This is a genomic window from bacterium, from assembly GCA_040754625.1.
In the GTDB taxonomy this organism is placed as follows: domain Bacteria; phylum JACRDZ01; class JAQUKH01; order JAQUKH01; family JAQUKH01; genus JAQUKH01.
The window spans coordinates 1-26753 of record JBFMCF010000003.1; the positions used below are offsets into that span (position 1 = coordinate 1).

Genomic DNA, 26753 nt, shown 5'->3' on the forward strand with positions numbered 1-26753 from the left:
GGCTGCGCAATCCCGCCCAAAATTATTTCTTCCCTAAAAGAAAACGTAGTGCCTACGTCTGCCTGAAATCAGCTAATTACTTATCAAATAAAGAAATTTATTTTCGAGGTGTCAAAGTTCTGTAAATGAAAAAGTTGATACATGGTTTAATGTGCTTTTTTCAAAAACCCTTGTTATTTTTCATAGCATTATTATTATGGCAATTATAATAATATATTTAGTTGTGAGCTAAGTTCTGATTTCCTTAGATTATATTTTTTCCATACCCCGTACCTGAAATTTCAAACAATTCCGCAATCGTCGCCCCAACATCAGAAAAAGTCTGCCGGATACCCAAATCTTTGCCAATCTGAATTTTCTTCCAATATACAAGAAGTGGCACATATTCACGGGAGTGATCGGTGCTTGGCGTGGTCGGGTCGTTGCCGTGGTCCGCGGTAATTATTAAGACATCGTCAGGCGTTAATATTTCGATAATTCTGGGGAGCTGGCTGTCAAAATATTCCAAGCCTTTCGCGAAATCAATATAATTATTGCGGTGGCCCCAGAGCATATCAAAATCAACTAATGTATATGCAATCAAGCCTGTCTTTTTATATAACGAAACTTCAATCAGTTTTTCTATTCCCTCGACGTTTGATGTAACCTCATGTTTTTCATCAAATCCTATTCCCGCGAATAAATCATAAATCTTGCCTATTGCTATTGTGGGAATATTATGTTTCTGTAAATTTTCAATGACTGTAGGGCCGTGCGGTTTGACAGGAAAATCTTTGCGGTGAGGCGTGCGTTTGAAGTTTCCGGGAGTTCCCATGAAAGGCCTGGCAATTACCCTCCCGACTGAGTGTTTGCCTGTAAGTAAATTTCTGGCAGTCCTGCAAATATCGTATAATTTTTCAAGAGGGATAATATCAACGTGGGCGGCGATTTGGAAAACACTGTCTGCGGAAGTATAGATTATCGGTTTACCGGTGGAGAGATGTTCTCCCCCAAGTTCATCTATTATTACAGTCCCTGACGCGGTTTTATTTCCCAATATTCCCGGGATGTTTGTTTTTTCTATAAACTTTGCGATTATTTCTTCTGGGAATCCGTTTGGATAAGTCGGGAATGGTTTGATTAATGGCAACCCCATTAGTTCCCAGTGGCCTGATATGCTGTCTTTGCCAGGGGATATTTCCTGCATTTTTCCAAAACTGGCGGAAGGTGACTCTGTTTTTGGGACACCGGAGATAGGGATAATATTACCTAAACCTAATTTTGCCAGATTTGGCAAATTAATCCCGTTCACTTTTTTTGCAATATTTGCGAGTGTATTACTTCCCCTGTCCCCGTATTCTGCTGCGTCAGGGAGTTCCCCAACACCTACACCATCTAAAACAATTAAAATAATTCTATTAATCATGAATATTCCTTGATATTATTGAATGTCTAAATACTAACATATTTATTATTTTGGTCAAGAAAAAATAGGATTATGTTATAATATCAAATCACGCAAATGAACTTTTGAAAAAAATCAGAAGCTGATTCCAGGACAAAAAGATGAACGCATCATCAGAAACGAAAAAAAAGCCGCCGGCGGGAAGTAAACAGAAACCGCAGGTGCTGGACTTTGATTATATAGGTTGTCCGGCCGATATTTTGCTGGGTAAATTTGCTTCCTCTGAAAAAGGACTGACTGAAAAAGAGGCTAAAAGGCGCCTTGCTGAATATGGTTACAACGAACCCGCCAAGAAAAAGAAAAGAAGCCTTCTCTTTCAAATTCTTTCCAAATTTGTTAATCCATTAGTAGTGGTTCTTTTGATAATAGCCGTATTTTCAATGTATTTCGGGGAAAAGATAAGCGCTGTTTTAGTTTCAATGATGGCGGTGATGAGTGTTTTCCTGTCGTTTATACAGGAATACCGCGCCGGCAAGGAAGCGGAAAAGCTCAGTGAAATGGTGCGGGCGACCGCGACAGTGTTCAGGAACGGGAAGTCGAAGGAAATCAAGATAAGAGAGATAGTACCCGGGGACATTGTCGATTTATATGCGGGTGACATGATACCCGCGGACCTTCGGATAATCTCATGCAAAGATTTGTTTATCAACCAGGCTTCATTGACCGGGGAATCATTCCCGATAGAAAAATCTGCCGGGCCTGTAAAACCGGGGACCAGCGCCATATCCGAACTTTCCAACATAGCGTTCATGGGTTCCAGCGTTGTAAGCGGGACTGCGATTGGAATCGCCGTTAAAACAGGGATTTCCACGCAATTCGGCGAATTATCAAGGAAACTTGCCACGCAAAGAACAGAAACAAGTTTTGATAAGGGCATAAATAAATTTACATGGCTTATGATACGTTTTATGCTCATACTTGTGATAATTATTTTCGCGATAAACACTTTTACGAAAGGTGATGTTGTTAACGCCCTTCTTTTTTCCCTGGCAGTAGCCGTGGGGCTTACTCCTGAAATGCTTCCGATGCTTGTTGCGATAAACCTTTCCAAGGGCGCGATAGCCATGTCTAAAAAACAGGTCATAGTAAAGCACCTGAACGCGATCCAGAATTTTGGCGCCATGGATGTCCTCTGCACGGATAAAACAGGCACCCTCACAATGGATGAGATAATTCTTGAAAAACATTGCGATGTTACAAGAAGAGAAAATGAAGATGTGTTAAGGCTTGCCTACATTAACAGCTTTTACCAGACTGGCCTTAAGAATATCCTTGACAGGGCGATTTTGAAACATAAAAAACTGCTGATAAAACAATATAAAAAGGTCGATGAAATACCTTTTGATTTTTCAAGAAAGATAATGTCTGTGGTTGTTGAATTTGAGGGAAAACAGAGAATTATTTCAAAGGGAGCGCCGGAAGCAATATTTAAAAAATGCAATAAATATGAACTGGATAATGAGATATATGATATGGATTATCTTCTCCTTCCGGATTTGAAAGATGAATGGGACAAGTTAAGCGCTGAAGGGTTCAGGGTCCTCGCTGTCGCTTACAGGGATTTTTCCGGGAAAAAGGACGTATATTCCAAGGAAGACGAAAATAATTTGATACTGAAAGGCTATGTCGCCTTTTTAGACCCCCCGAAACCGACTGCGAAAGACGCTATTGAAGCAATGAAGAAATTCGGCGTGGAATTTAAAGTATTGACCGGCGATAATGAACTTGTCACAAAAAAGATATGCAGTGATGTGGGCCTTGATGTTAAGGGTTTAGTTACAGGCGACAAAATTGAAAACATCAGTGATAAAGAACTCCAGGAACTGGTCAAGACAACAACGATTTTCGCCCGGCTTGCGCCGCTCCAGAAAGAAAGGGTGATTCACGCCCTGCATGAAAATAACCATATTGTCGGGTACCTGGGTGACGGGATTAACGACGCGCCCGCGTTAAAGGCTTCTGATGTCGGGATTTCCGTGAATAACGCGGTTGATATTGCTAAAGAATCCGCTGACATTATACTTCTTGAGAAAAGCCTCATGGTGCTTGAAGACGGTGTCATTGAAGGGAGAAAGACGTTCGGGAACATAATAAAATATATAAAAATGGGGTCGAGTTCAAATCTCGGCAATATGTTCAGTATGACAGGCGCGAGCCTTTTTCTGAAATTTCTGCCGATACTGCCGATCCAGATACTCTTAAATAATTTTCTGTATGATTTGTCCCAGATAGCCATACCGGCTGACGGGGTGGACAAAGAGTATCTCACAAAACCCAGGCCGTGGAACGTCGAATCGATTAAAAAGTATATGATTATAATCGGCCCCATCAGCTCAATATTTGATTTTATAACCTTTGGGGCGTTATGGTTTTTATTCCATGAAAAATTTGACGCCGGATATTTTCAGACAATATTTCATACAGGCTGGTTTATGGAATCGCTCTGCACCCAGACACTTGTCATACATATTATACGGACAGGCAAGATACCCTTTGTCGAAAGCAAACCGAGCAAATTCCTGATTTTTTCGTCCATTCTTATCATAACTGTAGGATTTATGATTCCCCTGTCTCCCCTGGGAAAATATTTCAGATTTGCCGTCCCGCCGGTTTCCTATTTCGCGGCGCTTGCGGCTATAGTTATTGCTTACCTGTTTATGGTTTACCAGGTTAACAGGTGGTTTATCAAACGATATGGGTATGATTGATTTGATTATGTTATAATAACTGGATTGTGAAGCAGAAAAAAGGGTTTTCTTTTAAAACAGCAACTTTTGGTTTTTTTATATTTTTCTTTTGTTTTAAAAATGTTTCCTTTGCGTCTGATGAAGGTTTGATCCCTCCTTTTAGTTCCTACGATGAAAAATCCCTGATGGATATTTCCGGCCGAAAATTAATACGTTTTACATTGGACGAAAAAAAATATTCGTCCCCTTACCAGGAGAACAAATATGGTTTTAATATCGACCAGGAACTGCAGGTGAGAATCCAGGGTGTCGCGCGCAGGAAACTGCATTTTGACATTGATTATGACGATACGCGCGAGGAAAAAAATAAAAACAGGATTTCGGCAATATATGTCGGGGATGATGATGAAATTGTCCAGAGGGCGGCTTTCGGCTACATACCTTTGAATATTTCCGAGACTGAATTTATCTCTTATAATAAAACCACCTTCGGGTTTTACCTGGAAACCCAGTTTGATGCCGAAAAAACTCTGGAAGGTAAAAGAAAATATTCAGGGATAAACTACCCGGACCGCGCCCCTGAACCTGTTTACCCGAATTTAAAGATTAAAACGCTTGTGGCATTCAGTGAAACCCAAAGCGAAAGAAAAGAATTTTCGGGTGAATTTAAAAAAGCTGAAAATGATATTAAGGACATAGGATACATCAAGTCCCGCTATTTTCACGTCTATGATAATAAAAATGAACTTCCGGTGAGGGATGTCAGGATTTATCTGGATGACCAAAATTCGTCCAATAATTACAATACAAATCGTTTTACCGCGGAAGGCACAAACGGAAGCCGTTATGAAGGTGAATTTGTTGAACTTCAAAACGGCAGTGAATGGACAATAGACGAGAAAACGGGCAGGATTAGTTTTTTTGTTCAAATCAAGGAAAATTATGTAATAGCGGCAAGTTATAACGATTCCAGCGGGAAAAGGTATGAGAAAAAAATAATAAGAGATGAAAATGACACAGGTTACTTCTGGCAGTACCGGGTGCAAAATATTTACTTTTTAGGCAGTAAAAATATCGACCCGAGATTTTTTACCATAAAAATTACGGATGTATTCGGGAGAGAGAAAGACCCCGCGACTTCAAGAGAGTACATCGATATCCTGAAGCTGGACAGTGATCCAAAAGACGGGAGGATAGACTCAAGGTGCATAGATTACGATTACGGCCTTTTGGTTTTTCAGGATGACCTGCCTTTCCAGGTTTTAAACCCGTCGGTTTATGAAAAATATCCCGTGCCTGAATTTACAATCCATGTAAGTTACAGGGCTTTTACTAAAGAATATTTTTTAAGGCCCGGTATAATTCCGGGAAGTGAAAAAGTTTACATCAGGGGAAAGCTCCTGAAAAGAACCGCGGATTATAATATTGATTATAATATCGGCCTGCTTTATTTTTTAATAAACATAGAAGAAGATGCTAAGATAATTGTGGATTATGAGTATTTCCCTTTTGGATTAAATTCCCAGACCACGATAACAGGTATGCGCGCGGAATATGAGCCCGCGGCGAATTTAAGCATGGGTGCCACGTATATTATAGAAAAAGGGATTGAACGGAAGACCGGTTTCCAGCAGGCAAAAGAGAGTCCGGCCAAAGACACAATTTTAGGTGCGGATGCCAAAATAAAATTTAATATTGAAGATATGCAGGTAATCATTCTCGGGGAAATTGCCAAATCTTTTGTTGACCCAAATACCGGAAACAGGCTCTCAATAAACAACATGGAAGAAGATAAAGTATCTGATGAAATAACGACAAATACCGAAAAGTGGTCTGTAGTTTCCGGCATCCCGGCCGGAGAAGCGGCAAAAGGCGACATTTTGGAAATAAATGAAATAAATGTAGGGCATAACGAGGAAGAGAATGGAAAATCCCTGTTTATAAAAAACCAGGGAACGAACTGGGGAGGAACGATATATTCTTTTTCAAAAGAGGCATTGGATTTCAGCCGGCGGGAATTTATTGAAATCTGGATAAAGAGCGATACAAAAAGCGGGACATTAAATATAGATTTGGGAGAGATAAACGAAGATGCCGACAACGACGGTATTTTGGACACAGAAGATGAGGACGGAGACGGCAAATTAGGAAATGAAGAGGACACCGGTCTTTATTATTATGATGAAGTGGCTGGAAAAGACAACAAAAAACTTGATACAGAGGATCTGGACGGGGACGGTTTTTTGGAATCCAAAAACAATTATTTTAGTTTCCGGCTGGATCTCGCGGATTTTCCGGATAACATAAATCCGGAATGGGTTGGCAGGTCTGAAAACGGATGGACATTGTTGAATATTCCTTTAAGTTTAGCGCTGAAAACAGGCGCGGCCGACTGGCAGGTAATTAAGTATCTCAGGCTGTGGCTGAAAGGCCGGGGTGACGCAACAATAAATACATTTAAGGTTATTGGCCGGAGCTGGGACCCGGGTAAAGTTAAACTTGGCAATGGCACCGTGGAAGAAAATGAAAGGTTTGCCGTTCGTTTAAACAATGAGGGTGAAACGGGAATCATATTGGACAACACGGAGTTAAATGACTATTTATATATTAATTACAGTTTATTGATGGAATATTCCCTGCGCTCAGGCGAAGAAGGATTTACTCAATGGAATTTTTCAGAATTGATGGATTTTTCATCTTACAGAATCCTGCATTTCTGGCTCAAACAGGATACCGGGCAGAACGCGGGGAACGAGGCCTTTTTCATACGGCTCGGGGCAGATGAAGACAATTATTATGAATTTACTGTCCCGGTGAAAGATATTCCGAATAGCTGGTATAACGATGGATTTGACGTCGGGCTTTTTGATGATGACGGGGACAAAATCCCGGACGGGTTAAAAAAAACAGGAAACCTTGTTTCTCTTTACAAAATAAAATTTATCCGTGCCGGTATCCGGAACTTTGAGTCTGATGTCCCTGAAAAAAGAAAAATTTACATGGATGAAATAATGTTAAGAGAAAGAATAAAAAAGAAAAGTGAGGCGAAAAAAGTCGCAGTGAAAGCGGAAATTAAAGATAAAATGGATTTCTATTTTGATTTCCGGCAGTGGGGCAGGGATTTTAAAACTATAGGCCGGGATATGGAAACCCAGGAAAGAAATATGATGCGCGTGTCAGCCAATATAACCTATCTTGAATTTTTTCCTGTTACTTTGAATCTGGAAAATGAGGATAAATATCCCCGGGAGGACAAATATGGCGTATTGTCCCTGGAAGAAATTAATGACGCAAAAACCAGAAAAGACGGAGTATCCGCTGTTTTGAAACTGCCGGACAACCCAAGGTTCTTCTCGTTTAATTATGAAGATAACGATGTAAAGGCGATAAGTTTACAGCGGAAAACGAACCAGGATATTTATACCTACGGTTTTGAATACAATGTTCCGGAGTATTCACTTGTTGACCGGTTAAAACTCAATCTCGGGTTAAAACGTTTTCGCGAGACACAGGATTATAATCTGGAGGGATTTTCCAGGTTTCTTAATTCTGATTCCCGTTCACTGGGAGTGGGGTATTCACCCGTAAAATATTTTGATATGGATTATTCATGGCGCAAGGTCAAAGAGGTAAACGAAAAAACCATCTGGTATCCGTTAAGCCGCGACCAGCGGGGGATAGTAAATATGGAGCCGTTCAGAAATTTAAATGGTCTTTATAACCGGTTTAGAAGTTCGGTTGATTATAAAGAAAGGTTTTTAAGCGGCAGTGAATCGGGTTTGAAAGACGCTAATGTTTCGGGAGAGGCGGAATGGCAGTTGGACGCGAAGCCGAGCAGGTGGTGGACGGGTATAAACCCTTTATCTGTCAACCAGACTATTCGTGTAACAAAATCCGCGATATTTGACAACATTAATAATGGGGCCGGGTTTTCCTCGCTTGTTAAAAAACTTAAGGCGGGAACAATTACAGAACAGGACCTTGCGACTAAAGAAATTAACTCGGAAAATTATTACGCTCTCGGGTCCCGTTATAATCTGAGTCCCCCGCTTGTTGTTAACGCTCGGTACAGCCTTCAGCGCGAGAAGCAGACGATTTTCGAAAGTATTTTCAACACACGGACCAGGGTTTCATCGGCAGGGCTGAATTACGATTTAAAAAGAGATTTATTTTTCTTTGATAAAATTACGGAACACTCGAACCTGGACCTGAATTACACGCAAAAAAGAATTTTAAAAGAAGATATTTCCGAAAAAACCGTCTCAAACCCTTTTGTCTCATTATTAACCGGGTGGACGAGGCGATTTTCGACAAATTATTATTTCTCTTTCAGGGAGGAAAAGGAGAATGTCCACCGTGAAGTAAGGGTGAAAGAATTAAGGGTATATGAACCCAACCTGGAATTGATATACAAATTTGACCTGCCCGCAGTGCTTCGTTTTGCCAAAACAAGGATTGATTTTACAAACCGCGCCAGGTGGCTGACAGGTATAAAAATGGAACTTACGAGCACAAAAAATTATCCTGAGTATGATTCAAGCAGAAAATACAATTATAAAACAAGGTTTGATTATGACCTGACCGAATTTCTTTTATTCAGCCTTGATTTCCAGTATGAGGTTTTCAAAAACAAGTCCCAGCTTGAAAAAGATTACAATTTGTTTAAAGCCGCCAGCGAATGCGTGATTACATTTTAAAAAATCTTGATTCTGGCATATAAATAAATTATACTGCTGGTATAACAGGAGGAAATATGTCAACAATAAAAACAGCCATTTCAATTGACAAAAAACAGGTTATGACGCAAGAGTAAAAATCCGGAAGGAGAATTACTATAAATATGAAAATGGAAGATGAATGCCGGTAAAATAGGTAATAATATGAAAAAATTATACTAAAGTATAATATAATATACTAAAATATAAAATAATATTGAAATTTGCCAGTGTTTGGTATATAATTATCAGTAAAGGAGGAGTGATTTATGATTAATGAAGTTATGACTGCTGAGCAGTTGGCTAAATATTTGCAATTAGATGAGCAGACGGTTTATCGTAAAGCGCGTGTTGGCCAGATTCCTGCTGTGCGTATTGGGAAGATTTTAAGATTCAAGAAAGATGTGATCGATGGATGGTTGCGATTGTCTTCTTTTAAGTGGTCATCCGCTAAAAGAGAAGAATTAAGAAAATGGGGAGAAAATTATGCTAAAGCCAGTGGGTTGAAAGAAGAAGACGTCCAAAAAGCCATTAATAAGAAGAGATACGGCAAATGATTAAGGTCGTTCTCGATACGAATATTTTTATCTCAAGTATTTTCTGGAAAGGCAATCCTCGCCGTATTATTGATTTAGCTGTAACAAATAAAATTAAATCTGTAACCTCGCCGGATATTCTTCATGAAATAGAAACAGTCTTATTTGAAGATTTCCCAGAAATACCTTATGAAAAAATAGAAGAAATTATCAAAGATATACTTAGTTACTCATATTTGGCGGCAGTCGATGAAATTATCGTTAAAGATCTGCGGGACATTAAAGATACTAAAATTATCTCTTGCGCTGTAAGCGCGAAAGCGGATTATTTAGTTACCGGAGATAAAGACCTTCTTATTTTAAAAGAATACAAGGGTATAAAGATTTTAAATTCAAAAGCTTTTCTTAATTTATTTGAAGGGTGGGATTCGGCCACCCATCCTGAGAAGTGAAATGACGAAGGATTTTCAATAAATGGAAAAAATAAAAATAACCTTTTTAGGCACGAACGGATGGTATGACACAAAGACAGGGAACACCATCTGTGTTTTGATTGATTGCACGGATTATTATATTGTTCTGGACGCGGGAAACGGTTTCGGAAAACTTGACAGGCATATCGATCAGAATAAACCTGTTTATATTTTTTTAAGTCATTTCCACCTGGACCATATTATAGGCCTGCACACGCTGGCTAAATTCAGGTTCAAAAAAAAGCTTTATATTATAGGGCAAAAAGGGACAAGAAATATTTTAAAAATTTTTTTAAACTGGCCGTTTACACTTCCGAGAAAAAACCTGAAATTTAAAAGCGAAATAATCGAGGTGCCCAAAGAATTAAATAAACTTCCTTTTAAGGCAAGAGTTTTACCGATGCTTCACGCATCACCCACACTGGGAATAAGGCTTGAAATCGAAAATAAAGCAATCACATATTGTCCTGATACCGGCTACTGCGAAAACGCGGTCAAATTATCGAAAAACGCGGATTTGTTAATCGCGGAATGCGCCTATACTCTTGATTTTAACATCAAAAACTGGCCGCATCTGAATCCGGAAACAGCCGCGAGAATCGCGAAGAAATCCGGTGCCAAAAAGCTTATACTCACGCATTTCGACGCTGGTAAATATCCCGATTTTAAATCAAGAAAAGATGCCGAATCAATAGCCAGAAAAATATTTTCTGAAACTATCGCGAGCCGTGACGGAATGAAGAAAGAAATTTAATATGCCAATCGTAGAAATAAAATCACTTGCAAAATATTACGGTTCCCTAAAGGCAGTAGATAATATAGGCCTGGAAATAATAAAAGGCGAATGTTTTGGTTTCCTCGGGCCTAACGGCGCCGGGAAAACCACGACAATGGGGATTATTTATTGTTTCATGCCGCCAACCTCCGGGAACGTAAATGTTTTTGGGCTTGATGTGATGAAAAATCCAGGTGAAATAAAATCGAGGATTGGCGTAATGCCGCAGGATGACAACCTTGACCCTGATCTGAGTGTTCTGGAAAATCTGATTGTTTACGCGAGATATTTTGATATTCTTAAAAAAGATTCTTTAAAAAAAGCGGATGAACTTCTTGGTTTTATAGATTTAAAAGACAGGAAAGACACGAATATCAATGAATTATCAGGCGGCATGAAGCGGAGGCTCCTTCTCGCACGCGCGTTAATAAATAATCCCGAGATGCTTATTCTCGATGAGCCGACTACAGGGCTTGACCCGTATAGCCGGCGTTATGTATGGGAAAAACTGGAGCATCTCAAATCAAATAATACTACGATTATTTTAACCACTCATTACATGGAAGAGGCAATGAGGCTCTGTGACAGGGTGGCGATCATGAGTGAGGGGAAAATATTGGCCGTCGATTCACCTTCAAAGCTGATAGAAAAACATGGCGGAAACCTGGAAGAGGTTTATTTGAAACTTACGGGCAAAGGTCTTGAGACGTAAAATTTAACGTCTTATTTCTTTTTATGGTAAAATCATAAAAGCTGAAGGAGATGCTGTGAAAATAAAAAGGGTATTCAGGGTCTGGCAGAGAAATTTTACCGTGTATACCAAGTTGTATAAATCCAGTATAGCCCTGAATTTTGCTGACCCTATATTTTATCTTGTTGCGATGGGTCTGGGGCTTGGCTATTTTGTGAAAGAAATAAACGGAGTGCCATACATAAAATTTATCGCTACGGGCATTATCGCGTCTTCTTCCGCGTTTGCCGCGGTCTATGAATGCACCTACGGAACATATGTCCGGATGACGTTTCAAAAAACTTTTGACGCGATACTCGCGACACCGGTCAATATAGACGACCTTGTCGCGGGAGAATTAATCTGGGGCGCCACAAAGAGTATGTTTTACGGCACGGTAATTATAATAGTCATATCTGTTTTTGGGATGGTTGATTCGCCGTTGATAATATTATGCATCCCCATGCTTTTTATCGGCGGATTGATTTTTGCCGAAATATCGGTTATTTTTGCGGCAATTGTGCCGGGTATAGATTCTTTTAATTATTTTTACACGCTTTTAATGACACCGGTATTTCTTTTTTCAGGAATATTTTTCCCCCTTGATAACATGCCGGGAATACTTTCCAAAATATCATTTTTAAATCCGTTATATCATCTTGTTAATATCTGCAGGGCATTTTCACAGGGAGGAAATTTAAGTGTTATAATGGATATAATCTGGATTGTTGCTGCGGCTGTTCTGGTTTCGCCATTCCCTTTCAGGTTGATAGAGAGGAGGATAATAAAATGAAAAATAAAAGCAAAGAAGCGTTATTTTATAAAAAACTTGATAATAAGAAAGCGCAATGCATACTTTGCCCAAAGCACTGTGTAATCCCGTCTGATAAGGCCGGTTTCTGCAGGGCGAGGGAAAATGTTGAGGGTATACTTTACGCGGTCAACTACGGGCAGACCGCGTCATCGCCGTCGCTTGACCCGATCGAAAAAAAACCTTTGTATCATTTTTACCCCGGGTCACTGATACTTTCCCTCGGCGCCAACAGCTGCAATTTCGCGTGTAAAAACTGCCAGAACTGGAGCATTTCGCAGGTTGAAATCAATACGATACCCATATCTCCCAGGGAACTTTCGGATCTCGCGAAAAGGACAAATTCCCTGGGTGTTGCCTATACCTACACGGAACCTTTTACATGGTATGAGTTTGTCCTGGAAACGGCCGGGTTAATCAGGGACATGGGCATGAAAAACGTTCTCGTCACAAATGGTTTTGTGGAGGAAGAGCCTTTAAAAAAGATTTTACCGCTGATAGACGCGTTAAATATCGACATAAAATCAATGAATGATGATTTTTACAAGAAAGTCTGCGCCGGCAGGCTGGAACCGGTTTTAAAGACGGTTGAATTGTCCGCGAAAACATCGCATGTTGAAATCACCAATCTTGTAATACCGGGCTTGAACGATTTAGAATCTGATTTTCATAAATTGGTTGACTGGCTGAGCGCTGTGGCAGGGCCGGATGTTCCCCTGCATTTTTCCCGTTACTTTCCAAATTATAAAATGGAAACGGGATCGACCCCCGTTACGGTACTTGAAACCGCGAGAAAAATAGCCAGGGAAAAACTTCATTATGTTTATGTCGGCAACGTGCCGGATATTTCCGCTAACACGACTTATTGCCCGAAATGCAATAATGAGCTTATCCAGAGGGTAGGTTATTCCATTAAAAAAACTGGATTAAAGGAGGGGAAGTGCGTAAAATGCGAAACCAAAACCGCCGGAATTGGGTTATAGCGTTAAGCGTTATTTTTGCATTGCTGAATATTTCATGCGACAAATACAGAAAAACCGAAGAAACCAGGTTTATAATGGGGACTATCGTTGATATTAAAATCTACCGGGCGGAGAAGGAAAAAGCCCGGGCTGTAATTAAAAAGGCGTTTGACGAAATTGAACGGATAGATAAATTATTCAGCCACTATAAGGAAGATAGTATTATTGCAAAGATAAATAATAACAGCGGGAGATGGATAGAAGTGCCTGGAGAAGTATTGAATTTAGTGGATAGGGCCGTGAAATTTTCTGATTTAACAGGGGGGGCTTTTGATATTACTATCGGCCCGGTTGTCAACCTGTGGGGTTTTGGACCCTCACGAAACCGCCGTGTGCCTTCCCGCGCGGAAATTTCCGATAAACTTTCTCTTGTTAATTATAAAAACATAGAAATTGATAAAGAGAAAAACAGAATAAAAATAAAGAAAGGAATGAGGCTGGACATGGGCGGGATAGCCAAAGGTTACGCGGTGGATTGCGCGGTAAAAATTTTAAGGGAAAATGGTATTAATAACGCCCTGGTCAACGCGGGCGGGGATATTTTCGTAATGGGAGAGAAAAAAAAGGAAGAGTTTTTTAATATAGGAATTCAGCATCCAAGAAAAGAAAAAGAAATTATACAAAGCCTTAAAGTTTCTGATGTTTCTGTAATCACATCGGGAGATTACGAAAATTATTTTATTGAAGACGGCAAAAGATACCATCATATTTTTAATCCAAAAACAGGATACCCGTCAAACCTGTGCCAGAGTGTCACAATTATCACAAGAAGCCATGCCGTGGATATTCTCTCGACAGGAATTTTTGTCCTTGGCCCTGAAAAAGGGATAGAACTGGTAGAATCGATTCCCGGTGCGGAATGTTTTATTATAGACGAATCAGGAAAGATTATAAAATCGAAAGGATTTGATAAATATATTGCGAAAACTAATTGATTACCCTGAAAATAAACGGCGGTTCAAGTTTGCGGAGTTCCACTTCCAGTTTTCTGCCTTCCGCTTTTACAAAAAGGTAATTGTAAAAATCTTTTTTGGATTCAAGTTTCGCGCCGCCGCCGCCTGAAATATAATATTTCACGCCTTTTCTTTCCGCATAGGCATAACTATGTATGTGGCTTGCAAATACATATCTGATTTTTTTCTTTACAAATATTTCCTCAAGATGCCATGCATTTTCTTTATTTTTCATCGCGTAATTTTCACCAGGGCGCGGGTCAAAAACAGGTATATGCATGAATACAATTGATTGTTTTTTTGGATTTTTATCTATATCTTTTTCAAGCCATTCAAAATCTTTCTTTGAGAAATCACCCCTGGAATTATTAATTACAATAAAATGAAAATTACTGTAATTGAAACTGTAATTAGTGTTCCCGAATAAAGCTTTGAAATATTTTTCACCTATGGGATCGACAAACTCATGGTTCCCGATTACCGGGAAAAAAGGGGAAGGGACATTTTTAATCTGTTCCTTAAAACGGCGGTATTGATACGGGTGACCGGAATTGACCATATCACCAAGATTAATCCAGAATGCCGGTTTGGCCGATTTAATTTCTTTCTCAAACTGTTTGTAAATAAAATAACTTCCGCGCTTGTTTGTAAAAGGGTTTTCACTTCCTCTTGTGTCCCCGATTACCGCGAAACTGAATTTTTCATTTTCTTTTTTGGGAAAGATTTTTATCCCGGATACGGCGTTTTTGTCCAATTCAAGTTTAAAAAGGAAGCTCCCGTTCAATTTTTTTATTTCAGCCTTGCCTGTAATTTCAGTATCCGAATTTTCCGTGTCAATATTTTTGACGACAAGGACCAGATTTATTTTGGAAGCGCTTTTATTTTTTATTTCCGCCGAAGGGTAAAAAGATTTCGCAAATATTGTAAACACCGTTTGGTAGCAGTTTGTTATAACAGAATCTTTAAGGGAAATATCAATCTGGCCGGATGAATAAGCGGATTCCCCTGAGAATGGTTCATCTATTTTTATCTGTTCCCCGAAATAAAGATGATAAATAAAAAGAAATATTATAATTGTAATAAAAAAATTAATCAGAAGATAATACTTATTTATCCTGCGGTTGGTATGGTTTAATTCCTTCATTAACCTGTTATTTCTCCTATTAAATCATAATGTTTCGCCTGTACGATATTCACTGTGTAAAAATTGCCTATTCTTATTTTTCTATTTGATTTCACGCGGGTGTTTCTAATCCAGACCGTGTTATCTATTTCAGGCGCGTCAGATTCAGTGCGCCCGTAAAAAGAATAATTTTTATCCGTCGAAATCCCGTCTACTAACACTTTTATCTTTTGCCCCGCGAGTCTTTTGTTTTTATTTAACGAAACCGATTTTTGCGTGTTCATAAGTTCATGGTATCTTTCTTCCTGTATATGCCTTGGGATACGGGGTTTGAAGGAGAAGGCCCTTGTCCCTTCCTCAGGAGAATATTTAAACGCCCCCAGCCGGTCAAATTTTTGCTCTTTGACAAAATCCAGCAATTCATGAAATTCTTTGTCGGATTCAGTCGGGAAGCCGACAATAAAAGTTGTTCTCACGGCTATTTGAGGTATTTTATTTTTTATTTTTTCAAGAAGATCCAGTATAAGTTTTTTAGTGACCCCGCGGTTCATTTTCTCGAGAATCCTGTCGTTAATATGCTGGAGAGGCAGGTCGATATATCTTAAAATGCGTTTTTCACTGCTTATCATATCCAGGAGCTCTTCTTTGAAATGTTTGGGGTGCGTGTAAAGCAGGCGTATCCATGGAATGTTTGTATTGACAATAATTTCTTTCAGCAATGCTGGCAGGCTGGTATTATTTTTTAAATCATTTCCGTATGCCGTTATATCCTGGCCGATAATATTTAGTTCTTTCAAATGCCTGCTGCTGGAAAGAAAACCTAATTCTTTTTTTAAATCCTTCCACGGCCTGCTGCGATAAGGTCCGCGGATTGAGGGGATAGAACAGTAGTGGCATCTATTAGAACACCCGTCTGAAATTTTTAAATATGTATAATGGTTTGGTGTTAAAGGAACCGTGCGGATTGAAGCATGATGGTCTGGAAGGCTGCTTACCCTGATTTCTCTTTTCGCATCCAGGCAGTTTTTAATGATTTCATTTATTCCGGAATATTTGCCCGGGCCCACAAAAGCGTCTGCTTCTTTTAATTCGGCAAACGCGTTTTTTTTATACCGCTGAGGCAGGCACCCCGCGACTATAATTAGTTTTATTTGCCCAGTATTTTTTAACTGGTTGAGCTTAAAGATTGTATCAATCGATTCTTCCGCCGCCTCTTTGATAAAACAACAGGTGTTTACAATTGCTATTTGGGCGTCGGATATATTTGTTATTTTAAATTTTTCGCGGGATATAAACCCCAGCAAGGTTTCAGCATCAACCAGATTTTTCGGGCAGCCCAGGTTTATTAGTCCAATGTTTAATTTTACCCCGCTTTTTTTTCTGTAATTATCATCTAAACTAATCATTGTTGTTTTAAAAAGCAATAACTTTTTATTTGTTCCCTGCGCTTTCGTATTCCAAAAAGGGCGGGTTTCATGTTAAAATCTTATACTGAGGGAAACACGGTGGCTGTCTTCCAGTATTTCATGGCGGGCGTAAGCGTAATTGATTTCATAAGCCTCTTTTTTAAATCCAAGCCCGGCGGTTATTTCATTTGTGTCAGTTGTATAACCTCCTCTCAGGGAAATCAATCTGGCGATTATGTATTCAATCCCGATATGTTCTTTTAAATCCCGTTTTTTAATTAAATCTAAACCCAGTGAAAAGGTAAATTTATCAGGGATTGTATAAGCGGCACCTGTATTGAGTTTTACAGAAACGGAATCGGATACTTCTTTAAGTTTTATTTTCGGCTGGATTATATTTTGAAGCACTAATCCAAACCGGAAATTCCGCCAGTAATAGAGAGAACCGATATCGGCCCCGAAACCGGAATCTGAATATGTATATATTTTCTGCGATATCATTTTGAACGTAAGCCCCAAATCAGTATTTGATATAAGCCCGTTAATTCCGTAGGACAAAAGAAAAGCCATATCGCGGTTTTTGAAATTTTCGCCTGTCGGCAAGGCCTGTTCGTTGTATCCTGTTATCCCGTTTACGGAGGAAATGATTGCATTCAGGCCTACGGCGGTTTGCAGTTTATCATAACCATAATTTACATTGAAAGGCCACGCGAAAGCAATATTTTCATTTTGAAGACCTTCCACCATGCTGAATGGTTTATTATACATAAACATAATTTCTTTTTTATGAAGCTGTGCCAGCCCCGCGGGATTCCAATACGACGCGCTTGCATCGTCAGCTATGGCGGTAAACGCTTTTCCCATGCCGAGGGCGCGGACACTCTGCCCGATTTTTAAAAAAGCGGCCGCGTCGCCCGCGTCCTGGGATTCAGCAAGAACTATAGGGCTTATAAGACATATAAGACTTATTAAAATAAAAAATTTGTTTTTCATTTAATCACCGCGATTTTTCCGGTCCGGTCCTTTTTAGACATGTTGTCATTAGCTTCGACAATAAAAATGTACACACCGCTTGAGACCTGGCGGCCTTTGCCGTTTTTCCCGTCCCAGTAATAATCATAAACAGGGACATTAGCGACGGGCTGGCTGTTGTTATTGTCAGCTAAAACATTATTTATTTTTAAAACAAGTTCGCCTGCGATGTCAAAAATGTAAAGGGTCGCTTCGATACCGGAGGTGTTTTCTAATTGATACCTTATGGTGGTGTTTCCCGAATATGTGGGATTTGGATAGTTAAACGCTTTAAGTGTTACACTTGCCTGTGTACGGCTGCCGGTGTCGGGCTCTGAATAATTTCCTGTTGTATCAAGCGAAATCGCCGTATAGTAATATGTTTGACCGACAATTATATTGTTGTTATCTATCAGGGTAGAATCAGTCCCTTCATAAATACCTGTGCCGTCGTTTACATCAGCCGGGTGTGAAATTTCTTTCCTCCTGATAAATATTTTTTTAAGATCCGCGACTGTCGGGTTTTTCCAGTTAAGGAATATTTGATTGTTTACCCCGACTGCCTTGAAATTTGTCGGCGGCGGCGAAAAATCATCTTTTGCCTGTACGGGGCCTGTGGTATCGGAATAAGAATAGTTGGGATGTTCATCCTCAGCCCGGACATAGTAATAATAATCAGTATAGTTTGCCGCGGTTGTATCGTGAAAAATTATGTTCCCCGCGTCTATCACACTCGCGGTTTGAAAAGGGCCCGCGAGGTTTGTCGCCCTGAAGATAGTATAATTTTTAACATCATTGGCCCCGGTTCCGTCATCGGTTGATTTTGTCCACGTTACATCAATACTGCCTCCTTCATCTTTAGGTGTATCTATGGCCTTGACATTTGCAGGAGCGCCCGGCGGCAGATTATCTATCGCAATGGCCGTGGATTCAATCTCTGCTGTTGTTTCATAATTAAACCATTTGTCCCTGGGCCGTATCTTGTAGTAAAAGTTTGTTTTGTTTTTTGGAACAATATTAGTAGTAGTGTAGGTCACGGAACCATTTGGATTGACGCTATTGACGAGCGCGAATCCTGTGCCTGATGATGTGCTTCGAAAAATGTCGTAACTTTCCACATCCGTAGTATCATTCGGCGATGCGGACCATGTAAGCGAAATAATAAAACCCTGGTCAGCGGGCACATCGGATACGGTCAGGGCGGGTACAATCGCGGGTGCTGTGGTATCATTGGAAAAACCGTATCTATATGGAAATTTTGTTAAATCAGACCTTAAATGAGCGGTCTCATAGATACCCGGGATTAGAATTACCGTGTCAAAAGATGAATTAATAGTTATCCCCCCCGCATTTTGCGCGTCCAGCGTAATAGCCGTGTCTGTATAGGTGGTCCCGAATTTTGTTAATACAGATGCGTTCCATGTAAGGTTGCCGGAAGATGATTCACTGCCGTCAAACATTATCCTTATACTTGTCCCGCTTTTGTTAAAAAGAAGATAATTTGATCCAAGGTGTCCCGGTATTTTCCCGGTGGAGGGAGTTGTTGCCGGGGCGGACATATAATCGGATGTAGTATTGTATATGTATAAAGTGTCATAAAGAGCGCCGTCGTCATAATGTGTTCCGTCATCATTTTTCCCTGTGATATAATTCCACACGGTAAATTTCGCGAAAGCGGAGGATAGATTACTGCTTTTGGTCCTGAGCCTGGTGTCAAGGATGTTGAAAACATTCGGGCTTGTAACAGATTTGGCATCTTCAAAAAAATTTTTCAGGATACCGGAGAAATTTTTTTCGAGAAAAATAGGCCAGATCCCGCTGCCGTATTTATGAATATTTGATGTTGTGTCAAAATCTAAAGGTATTTCAGGCTGGGAGAACCATCTAAATTCTCCTTTTATATAGCGGTTGATATAATCGTTAATGTTAGGATAAACCTGGTCCTCAAACCATACAGCCGAAGCTTCCAAAAACCACTCGTCCACGTTTTGATTATAGCTGAACTGGATTGCGTGAAAAAATTCATGGGCCGCCGTTATCCTGGCAAAATTTTCGGGGCTTTGACTTGTATCAAACTGGGCAGTTGAATTGAATTGCCCTGACGCAGTAGCATAATCATTATCCATAACAATAAAACTGTATTTTATATAGTCATTACCTCCCGCTGGCCGGTTCTCGGGTTGTGTCCATCCGAAGGTACCGGGAAAGTTTTCTCCGAGGTCAATCAGGTAAACGTCGTATTTGGAATCACCGCCGTTGTCGTCCGCGGACCTTTCCGATAAATTAGCATAATCATCAGGAGGGGGGCTGAAGCCCTTATTTGTAACCCCGGCGGCATAACTTGATTCGAATGCCTCTGCAACTATTTTTATGAAGCTTTCCGTTGAAGCATCTTTACCGTCTGAAGTATAGAAAATTTTAAAATGGGTGGTGTCAAAAGAGGCATAAGTAGTATTATAAGCCACATTAATAACAAGATTGTCATCATTTATTTTTTGATAAAGAGGGTCAGTCGGCCTTAAAAGAACCGGTTTCAGTAAATCTTGCGTGGAAGATGAAAGTTTATTCCAGTTTTTATTTACTTTATTTAAAAACATAGTCATATCAACGTTGTTTTTTAAAGATTTGGGCGGTGTTTTTCCATAGGAAAGATAAGGTTTTGAAGTCAGGGTGCGCCATTCTTTTAATATTTCACTTTCAATATTTTCATTCGCGTAAATGGCGGTTAAAGGTAAAATAATAATTAAAAAAAACAAACAAATATGTTTTCTCATAATGCGAAATTATATCATAAAATGATTTTACTGCAATACTTTTTATTTAAACGGTTAAATTATACAAAATCCTGAAAAAATCCTAAAAAAAATAGCTTGACAAATGAAACAAATAGTTGTAATATTTATCTAAATTCGTTGAAAAGTATTGATATAAGTTTGTTTATTTAAAGGGCATAGGTCATAATTGAGGACATAAGCCACTTTCTATACGAGTAGAAGTGGCTTTTTTATTGAAAAACAAGACGGAAAGGAAAGGGGGTGAAAAATAGATGAAAAAGTTTTTAATTTTTATAGCGTTAGTTTTGTTGGTTGCTTCAAGCAGTTCATATGCGGCGATGTCAAACTTTGTAACATACACCGCGGAAGGAGCTGGAATTAGTATTGATGCCCTTGGGATAGGTGATTATACGACAGGGACTTTACAGGCGGAAATACCTGTTGGCGCTGAGATTTACCGCGCCTATCTTTATTCCGCAAGCGTATGGTCAAGCGGACTTTCAAATGTTGAATTTCAAGGCGGCACTTTAATCTCAAATGCCTCCAGCAGGCTTGACACGGGAGCCAAAAATGCAAATTCCGCCAGTGAAAACAGGTGGGATGTTACTTCACAAGTCACATCATTAGTCGGAGGTGGAAGCGGTACTTTTAATTTCAATGTTAAAGAACTGGGTTATCTTGACGGAGAAATTTTAGCGGTTGTGTATAAAGTAGCCGGCAACCCTGTTAATACGGCATTTATTTTCGATGGTGAATTGTCAACAAGCGGAGACAGTTTTAATGTTAACCTGACTACTCCATATTCAACAACTGACACTGCTATTATGTCGCTTGGTATTTCCTATGGTTATCAGGGATATGGAGATCAATATACACAAGTTGATATTAATGGGACCCGTTTAACAACCAGCGCCGGAGGAAACGAAGATGGCGGTGAGGTTGCACAAAATGGGTATTTAATTACAGCTGGTGGTGTTGGGGACAGCATTGCTAATCCTGCCAATCCTTACGCTACTCCGCCTTATCATGGGCATTATGACGATGAATTATACAACATTGGGACTTTATTATCAAATGGGACTAATGTAATTACACTAAGCACGCTTAATCCGTCAGCCGATGATAATGTGTTTTTTATGGGGCTTACGGTTAGGGGAGAAGCTGTAGTTCCACAGATTCCGGAACCAGGTACGATGATGCTTCTGGGCTCATTGTTAATGGGTATGGTCGGGTTGAAAAAAGTAAGAAATTAATTTTTGTCAAAAATAATTAGAAAGGATGTGTTGTTTAAATGCAGCACATCCTTTTTCTATTTTTTGGTTGAGAAATATTCTAACCTATGATATATTAAACGCAGAATTAAAAATAAGAAGGCCATAAACAATGTACAACGGAAAGCGGTTTCTAATTATAATATCGATTCTATCTGTTATTTTCATACGTTCAAACCCTGTGACAGCGGTTAAAATCGAAAATTTTGATATTGGGCAGGATACCGCTGTCATAAAAGGATTTATGTTTGAAAAAGACCTTGTTCCTGACAGGAATAAAGTTTTTTCAGAAATAATCCAGCTTATAAACTCAGGAAAATATGAAGAAGCTGTTAAAAAAACAAACGAAATTATTAAAAATAACCCCGGTTTGCCCCAGGCCCACGAGATACTCGGAACAGCCTTGATCCTGAAAGGTGATATTGATAAAGGATTAATTTCTTTAAAGAAGGCGGTTGAACTGGACCCGAAACAGGGTTTTGTTTATACTAAAATCGGCAATGTTTATATGATGAAAAAAGATTACGGGAAAGCGAAAAAGGAATTCTTGACCGCCCTTGAAATAAACAATAATGATAGAAGGGCGCATCAATGGCTGGGTATTGTATATGAAAAAGAGGGGGAATTTAATAAGGCGGTGGAGCATTATGAAAAAGGCTTAACAGGAGAAATGCCGGGGAACATTGAAATAAAGGTCAACATATCCCGCTTGTATAATCTTTCATCCAGGTTTTCCGAAAGTGTGAAACTTCTTGAAGGTTTAATAGATAAAAACAATAAAGATGTTACCGCGCACATTGTGCTGGGCAACGCTTATCTTGGCTTAAACAGATTGGATAAGGCTGTCGGGGAGTTTAATATTGTGCGCAGTCTTGAACCTGATACCGAAAGGGCTGCTTTACTTTTAGGTATAGCATACAGGGAAAAAGGGGATTTAAACGAATCCGTAAAAGAGCTGGAAAAAGTCATAAAAATTAAGCCTAAAGAGTCGGTCGGTTATTATCAAATTGGAGAAACTTTGCTTAAAATGGGGCAATATGACCGGGCAATTGATAATTATAATATAGCAAAAGGATTTAATCCTAAACCGGATTTTATCAAGAAAAGAATTGCTGAAATCTATTTGTTCCAGAAAAAATACCCTGAGGCGATAAAAATATGCAAGGCATTATCTGAATCCAAAAATGCCGATGCAGATATTTATTCACTTCTTGCGGCAGCATATCAACTGAATAAACAGCTTGATCTGGCGGAAAACACTTTAAAATCCATGACAGCTAAATTCCCGGGAAATGCCTTTTCTTTTTACAGCCTGGGATTATTTTACAGCCAGACTGGAAAATACAGCCAGGCAATTGAAAAATACAATAAAGCGCTTTTAATTTCCCCCGGCGATGTTAAAATTCTAAGGGTCCTGGCCCTTGCCCATGACCAGGCAGGCAATAAAGAAAAAGCAATTGAAATTACAAAAAATATTATAGCTATTCAAGCTGATAATAATGTTGATAAGTTTTATCTTGCAACACTTTATGACACTGACTCTAAATATGAAAAAGCAAAAGAACTTTACAGGGAAGTCATCGCCAAACAACCCGACCATCCTTTTGCGTTAAACAATCTTGCGGTTATACTTTCCAGCGAAGGTAATTTTGAGGAGGCAATTAAACTATCCAAAAAAGCAATTTCACTTGATCCTAAAAGCGGGATTATTTCCGATACACTGGGCTGGATTTATTTTAAGCAGAATAAAATAAAAGAATCTCTTGAACTGCTTAAAAAATCAGCTTCTTTAACCAGTCACCCGACTGTATTTTTTCACCTTGGCATGGCTTATTATAAAAACAATCAATCAAAAGAAGCGCTGGAACAGTTTCAAAAATCAATTAAATTATCGGACAAATTTCCCGAGTATAAAGAATCGAAATCAATGGTGGAAAAATTATCCTCCCGGTCAAAATAATCACCTTAAAAACACTTATTTGTTAAAATATCTGCATACCTTTTTTATTGATTTTATTTATTATGAGAAGTATAATCAGGTAGTGTTGAAAGCCGGAGGTGTTTATGGATGAAACTAAAAAGGGAATTACAGTTGATATTTTTGGTTCAGAATATACTATCAGGGGCAAAGAGTCACCGGAATATATAAGAGAAATTGCGGGGTATGTAAATAAAAAAATGGAGGATTTGTCCCGGAAATCCACTCTTATTTCTCCCCAGAAAATAGCTATTTTATCGGCTGTAAATATTACTGACGAATATTTTAAATTAAAAGCGGAAAAACAAGGTGTTAAAAATTTGGTAAAAGAAAAATCAAAATCAATTTATAAACTGGTTTGCGATGAAATAGAGAAATTATCTTGAAATTAAATTTGAAATTAGTTATAATTAATTATAATTCCCTGCTTTGTTCGAAAAGAATGATTTATTTTGATTCAACACCAATCTAAAAAGGAATCCGTGCTTTGGATAAGGATTACGGGTCCCGGCATTAACGGGAATGTAAGAATTATTCAAGAGGATACCTACCTGTTATTTACCAGGGTCTTAAAATTATCATTCTTTTACGGCAAAAGCGGGGATTTTTATTTAGATGGACTTTAGACTAAAAAAGATATTAAAATCTTTGGTCTATGTCTATAGTCTCTACTTTAAATTTAATTTGTTTGTGGTTTGGTATTTTTTATTATGAAGTTGAATATTAAGCTATTGCCGAAGATTGGTCGATAATAATTATGAAACAGCTAAATGTGGGGGATGATAAAAAGAAGATAGTTTGCCGGAACCGCAAGGCAAAATATAACTATTTTCTGCTGGAGGCGGTTGAGGCCGGCATAGTTTTAAAAGGGACAGAGGTAAAATCTTTAAGGCAGGGCAAAGGGTCTCTGGAAGACGGTTTTGCAAGGCTTGAAAAAGATGAGGTTTATTTATATAATTGCCATATAAGCCCGTACGAATATGGCAACCGTTACAATGAAGATCCCAAAAGGGTCCGTAAGCTTCTTCTTCACAGGGCTGAAATAGAACGTTTGAGGGGGAAAACAGAACAAAGAGGATTAACCCTTATTCCTGTTATGCTTTATTTCAAGAACGGGAAAATTAAGGTTGAGCTGGCTTTAGCCAGGGGGAAGAAGAATTTTGACAAGCGGGATGATATTAAAAAACGGGAAGCGGACAGGGAAATGGAACGGGCCAGACATATAAGGTTTAAATAGCATGAAATACAGGATTTTTGTTTTTTTCTTTTTCCTCAGCAGTTTGGTTTTTGCGCAGGGAAACCAATATCAAGTAATTTTCCGGGACAACGGGAGACACGAAGAAATTGCTTCCCAAAAGATTAACGGGAGAGAATATTTCCCGCTTGATAATTTGCAAAAAATATTTTCTCTCGGCAAAAATCTGCAACTGGCGTCGAAAAAAATAGAGTTGACTTATAAAGATAAAAAGGTCTCTTTTTTTATCGGAAGCAAAGAAGTAAGAATCGGAAGCCATATAAAACAGTTGTCTTTGCCTGCCAGGGAAGAGAAAAAAAAATATTTTTTGCCGGTTGAGGTAATAACCAAGGTTTTGCCGGAATTGCTGGCAAAGGAAATTAGTTATAAAAAAGACGACAAGGCTTTTATAGTTTTCGATAAAAAGGATGAACCTGAATCAAAATCAAAGGATGTTTTTACCGCTGTTAGACCAAAAACGGATGCTGCCGGTAAAAATGGGAATAAAACAAAATCTTTTGTTCTGCCTTCAAATAAACCAGCGATTTATACAGTGGTTTTGGACCCGGGGCACGGCGGTATTGACCCCGGGGCTATCGGTCCCACGGGATTAAAAGAAAAAAATGTTGTTTTGGATATCGCATTAAAAATAAAAAAATTGTTAACAAAGAATTTAGGGGTCCATGTAATTTTAACAAGAGATAAGGATGAGTTTATTCCATTGCGGAAAAGAGCGGCTATTGCCAACAATGCAAAAGCCGACCTTTTTATAAGCCTGCATACTAACGCGTCCCGGCGTTCATACGCCAACGGCATAGAAGTATATTTTTTGTCCGCCGCAATGGATGATGAATCGCGCGCCGTTGCCGCATTTGAAAATGAAGCCGTAAAATATGAAAGAAAGAATAAAAAGGCGTCTGATGTTGAATTTGTGCTTTGGGATATTGTCCAGACAGAGCATATCCAGACAAGCCGCATATTGGCGGGCATTCTCGGCGAGCAGATGAAAAAAAATTTGTCATTGAGAAACCGCGGCGTAAAGTCCGCTCCGTTTCTTGTCCTGGAGGGGGCTAATTCTCCGTCGATCCTCGTAGAAATGGGTTTTATAACGAATAAACAGGAAGAAAATAACCTGAAGAAAGAAAGTATCCGCGCGGGTTATGCCCAGCAGATATTTAACGGTATTCTTGCTTTTAAGACCAAATATGAAGGTGTTGGAGGTAAAAAGTAAATGCCAAAAAAGGGCGGCGGGTCAAAAATTGTTTTTTTTGGAATTATTATCATTTTGCTGGCAGGCGCCGGGTTTTATTATATTAAATATTTTTCAAAAAGACCTAAAAAAGCTGTCCGGCCGATTTATTCAGAGACTGCTCCAAAGATAAAAGATTCAGATGAAAAGATGAAAATCAGCCTTTATTTTTCTTCTCCCGATGATGAACATCTGATTGTTGAATCCCGTGAGATTTACAGGACTGTTTCAAAAATTGACCAGATTAAACAGGCGGTTATAGCCCTGGTAGAAGGCCCGGATAAAGACCTGGACCCGGTTATTCCTGAAGGGACAGTGCTGAAAGAAGTATTTCTTGATAAAAACGGTACAGCCTATGTGGATTTCAGCGCGGAGTTTGTAAAAAACCATCCCGGCGGGAGTTCAGGCGAGATTATGACTGTTTACGGAATAGTAAACACATTGTGCGCCAATTTCCCTGAAGTTAAAAGCGTCCAGATACTTGTCGAGGGAAAAGAAATAGAAACTATTTCCGGGCACCTGGATACACGGTATCCGTTCTCAATGAAAAATATTTAATAT

General features: G+C 39.2%; 20 protein-coding genes and 1 other RNA gene. 16 read left to right on the top strand and 5 right to left on the bottom strand.

Going from position 1 to position 26753, the window contains the following annotated elements:
- Window positions 1-244: 244 nt before the first annotated feature.
- Window positions 245-1405, bottom strand: coding sequence for a phosphopentomutase (locus AB1498_00155; GenBank protein MEW6086713.1), 1161 nt, complete (start codon window positions 1403-1405; stop codon window positions 245-247).
- A gap of 140 nt (window positions 1406-1545) precedes the next feature.
- Between AB1498_00155 and mgtA the strand changes: the two genes are divergently transcribed.
- The 9 genes from mgtA to AB1498_00200 all read left to right on the top strand — a co-directional run bounded on the left by mgtA (window position 1546) and on the right by AB1498_00200 (window position 14128).
- Window positions 1546-4152: a magnesium-translocating P-type ATPase gene (gene mgtA, locus AB1498_00160; protein MEW6086714.1), complete on the top strand. Its 2607-nt coding sequence runs from the start codon at window positions 1546-1548 to the stop codon at window positions 4150-4152.
- A gap of 26 nt (window positions 4153-4178) precedes the next feature.
- The gene (locus tag AB1498_00165; protein ID MEW6086715.1) at window positions 4179-8828 is read left to right on the top strand and encodes a hypothetical protein; all 4650 of its coding nucleotides are present in this window, start codon (window positions 4179-4181) and stop codon (window positions 8826-8828) included.
- Between the two features lie 287 nt (window positions 8829-9115).
- Window positions 9116-9403, top strand: a complete 288-nt coding sequence (locus tag AB1498_00170; protein ID MEW6086716.1) for a helix-turn-helix domain-containing protein — start codon at window positions 9116-9118, stop codon at window positions 9401-9403.
- Window positions 9400-9834 carry a putative toxin-antitoxin system toxin component, PIN family gene (locus AB1498_00175; GenBank protein MEW6086717.1) on the top strand — a complete coding sequence of 145 codons (435 nt, stop codon included), beginning with the start codon at window positions 9400-9402 and terminating at the stop codon, window positions 9832-9834. Before AB1498_00170 ends, AB1498_00175 begins: the two co-directional genes overlap by 4 nt.
- A 22-nt stretch (window positions 9835-9856) precedes the next feature.
- The gene (locus tag AB1498_00180; protein ID MEW6086718.1) at window positions 9857-10609 is read left to right on the top strand and encodes a ribonuclease Z; all 753 of its coding nucleotides are present in this window, start codon (window positions 9857-9859) and stop codon (window positions 10607-10609) included.
- 1 nt (window position 10610) lies between these two features.
- Window positions 10611-11342: an ABC transporter ATP-binding protein gene (locus tag AB1498_00185; protein MEW6086719.1), complete on the top strand. Its 732-nt coding sequence runs from the start codon at window positions 10611-10613 to the stop codon at window positions 11340-11342.
- Window positions 11343-11397: 55 nt separating this feature from the next.
- Complete coding sequence (locus tag AB1498_00190) at window positions 11398-12153, top strand: ABC transporter permease (GenBank protein ID MEW6086720.1); 756 nt, start codon at window positions 11398-11400, stop codon at window positions 12151-12153.
- Entirely contained in the window at window positions 12150-13154 is a 1005-nt protein-coding gene (gene amrS / locus AB1498_00195; GenBank protein MEW6086721.1) for an AmmeMemoRadiSam system radical SAM enzyme, read from the top strand. The genes AB1498_00190 and amrS overlap by 4 nt, the downstream gene beginning before the upstream one ends.
- Window positions 13121-14128 (top strand): FAD:protein FMN transferase, encoded by a 1008-nt coding sequence (locus AB1498_00200; GenBank protein MEW6086722.1) that lies wholly within the window; start codon window positions 13121-13123, stop codon window positions 14126-14128. The genes amrS and AB1498_00200 overlap by 34 nt, the downstream gene beginning before the upstream one ends.
- On the opposite strand, the gene AB1498_00205 is transcribed toward AB1498_00200, so the two are convergent.
- The 4 genes from AB1498_00205 to AB1498_00220 are packed head-to-tail and all read right to left on the bottom strand — an operon-like array spanning window position 14121 to window position 20460.
- Window positions 14121-15290, bottom strand: a complete 1170-nt coding sequence (locus AB1498_00205; GenBank protein ID MEW6086723.1) for a metallophosphoesterase — start codon at window positions 15288-15290, stop codon at window positions 14121-14123. The two genes, AB1498_00200 and AB1498_00205, sit on opposite strands and share 8 nt — an antisense overlap.
- Entirely contained in the window at window positions 15290-16693 is a 1404-nt protein-coding gene (rimO, locus tag AB1498_00210) for a 30S ribosomal protein S12 methylthiotransferase RimO (protein ID MEW6086724.1), read from the bottom strand. The genes AB1498_00205 and rimO overlap by 1 nt, the downstream gene beginning before the upstream one ends.
- 54 nt (window positions 16694-16747) lie before the next feature.
- Entirely contained in the window at window positions 16748-17668 is a 921-nt protein-coding gene (locus AB1498_00215) for a PorV/PorQ family protein (GenBank protein ID MEW6086725.1), read from the bottom strand.
- A complete protein-coding gene (locus AB1498_00220; GenBank protein ID MEW6086726.1) occupies window positions 17665-20460 on the bottom strand; it encodes an MXAN_6640 family putative metalloprotease in 2796 nt (931 codons plus the stop codon). Before AB1498_00220 ends, AB1498_00215 begins: the two co-directional genes overlap by 4 nt.
- Window positions 20461-20732: 272 nt before the next feature.
- On the opposite strand from AB1498_00220, the gene AB1498_00225 reads away from it, so the two are divergent.
- The 7 genes from AB1498_00225 (at window position 20733) to AB1498_00255 (ending at window position 26750) form a co-directional block, all read left to right on the top strand.
- Complete coding sequence (locus AB1498_00225; protein MEW6086727.1) at window positions 20733-21713, top strand: PEP-CTERM sorting domain-containing protein; 981 nt, start codon at window positions 20733-20735, stop codon at window positions 21711-21713.
- A gap of 130 nt (window positions 21714-21843) precedes the next feature.
- On the top strand, window positions 21844-23691 hold the full coding sequence (locus tag AB1498_00230; protein ID MEW6086728.1) for a tetratricopeptide repeat protein: 1848 nt from the start codon (window positions 21844-21846) through the stop codon (window positions 23689-23691).
- Between the two features lie 104 nt (window positions 23692-23795).
- A complete protein-coding gene (locus AB1498_00235) occupies window positions 23796-24095 on the top strand; it encodes a cell division protein ZapA (GenBank protein MEW6086729.1) in 300 nt (99 codons plus the stop codon).
- A gap of 32 nt (window positions 24096-24127) precedes the next feature.
- A non-coding RNA gene (ssrS, locus tag AB1498_00240) (6S RNA) lies at window positions 24128-24317 on the top strand.
- A gap of 164 nt (window positions 24318-24481) precedes the next feature.
- Entirely contained in the window at window positions 24482-24946 is a 465-nt protein-coding gene (gene smpB, locus AB1498_00245) for an SsrA-binding protein SmpB (protein ID MEW6086730.1), read from the top strand.
- Window position 24947: 1 nt separating this feature from the next.
- Entirely contained in the window at window positions 24948-26174 is a 1227-nt protein-coding gene (locus AB1498_00250) for an N-acetylmuramoyl-L-alanine amidase (GenBank protein ID MEW6086731.1), read from the top strand.
- Window positions 26175-26750 (top strand): GerMN domain-containing protein, encoded by a 576-nt coding sequence (locus AB1498_00255; protein ID MEW6086732.1) that lies wholly within the window; start codon window positions 26175-26177, stop codon window positions 26748-26750.
- Window positions 26751-26753 lie beyond the last annotated feature (3 nt).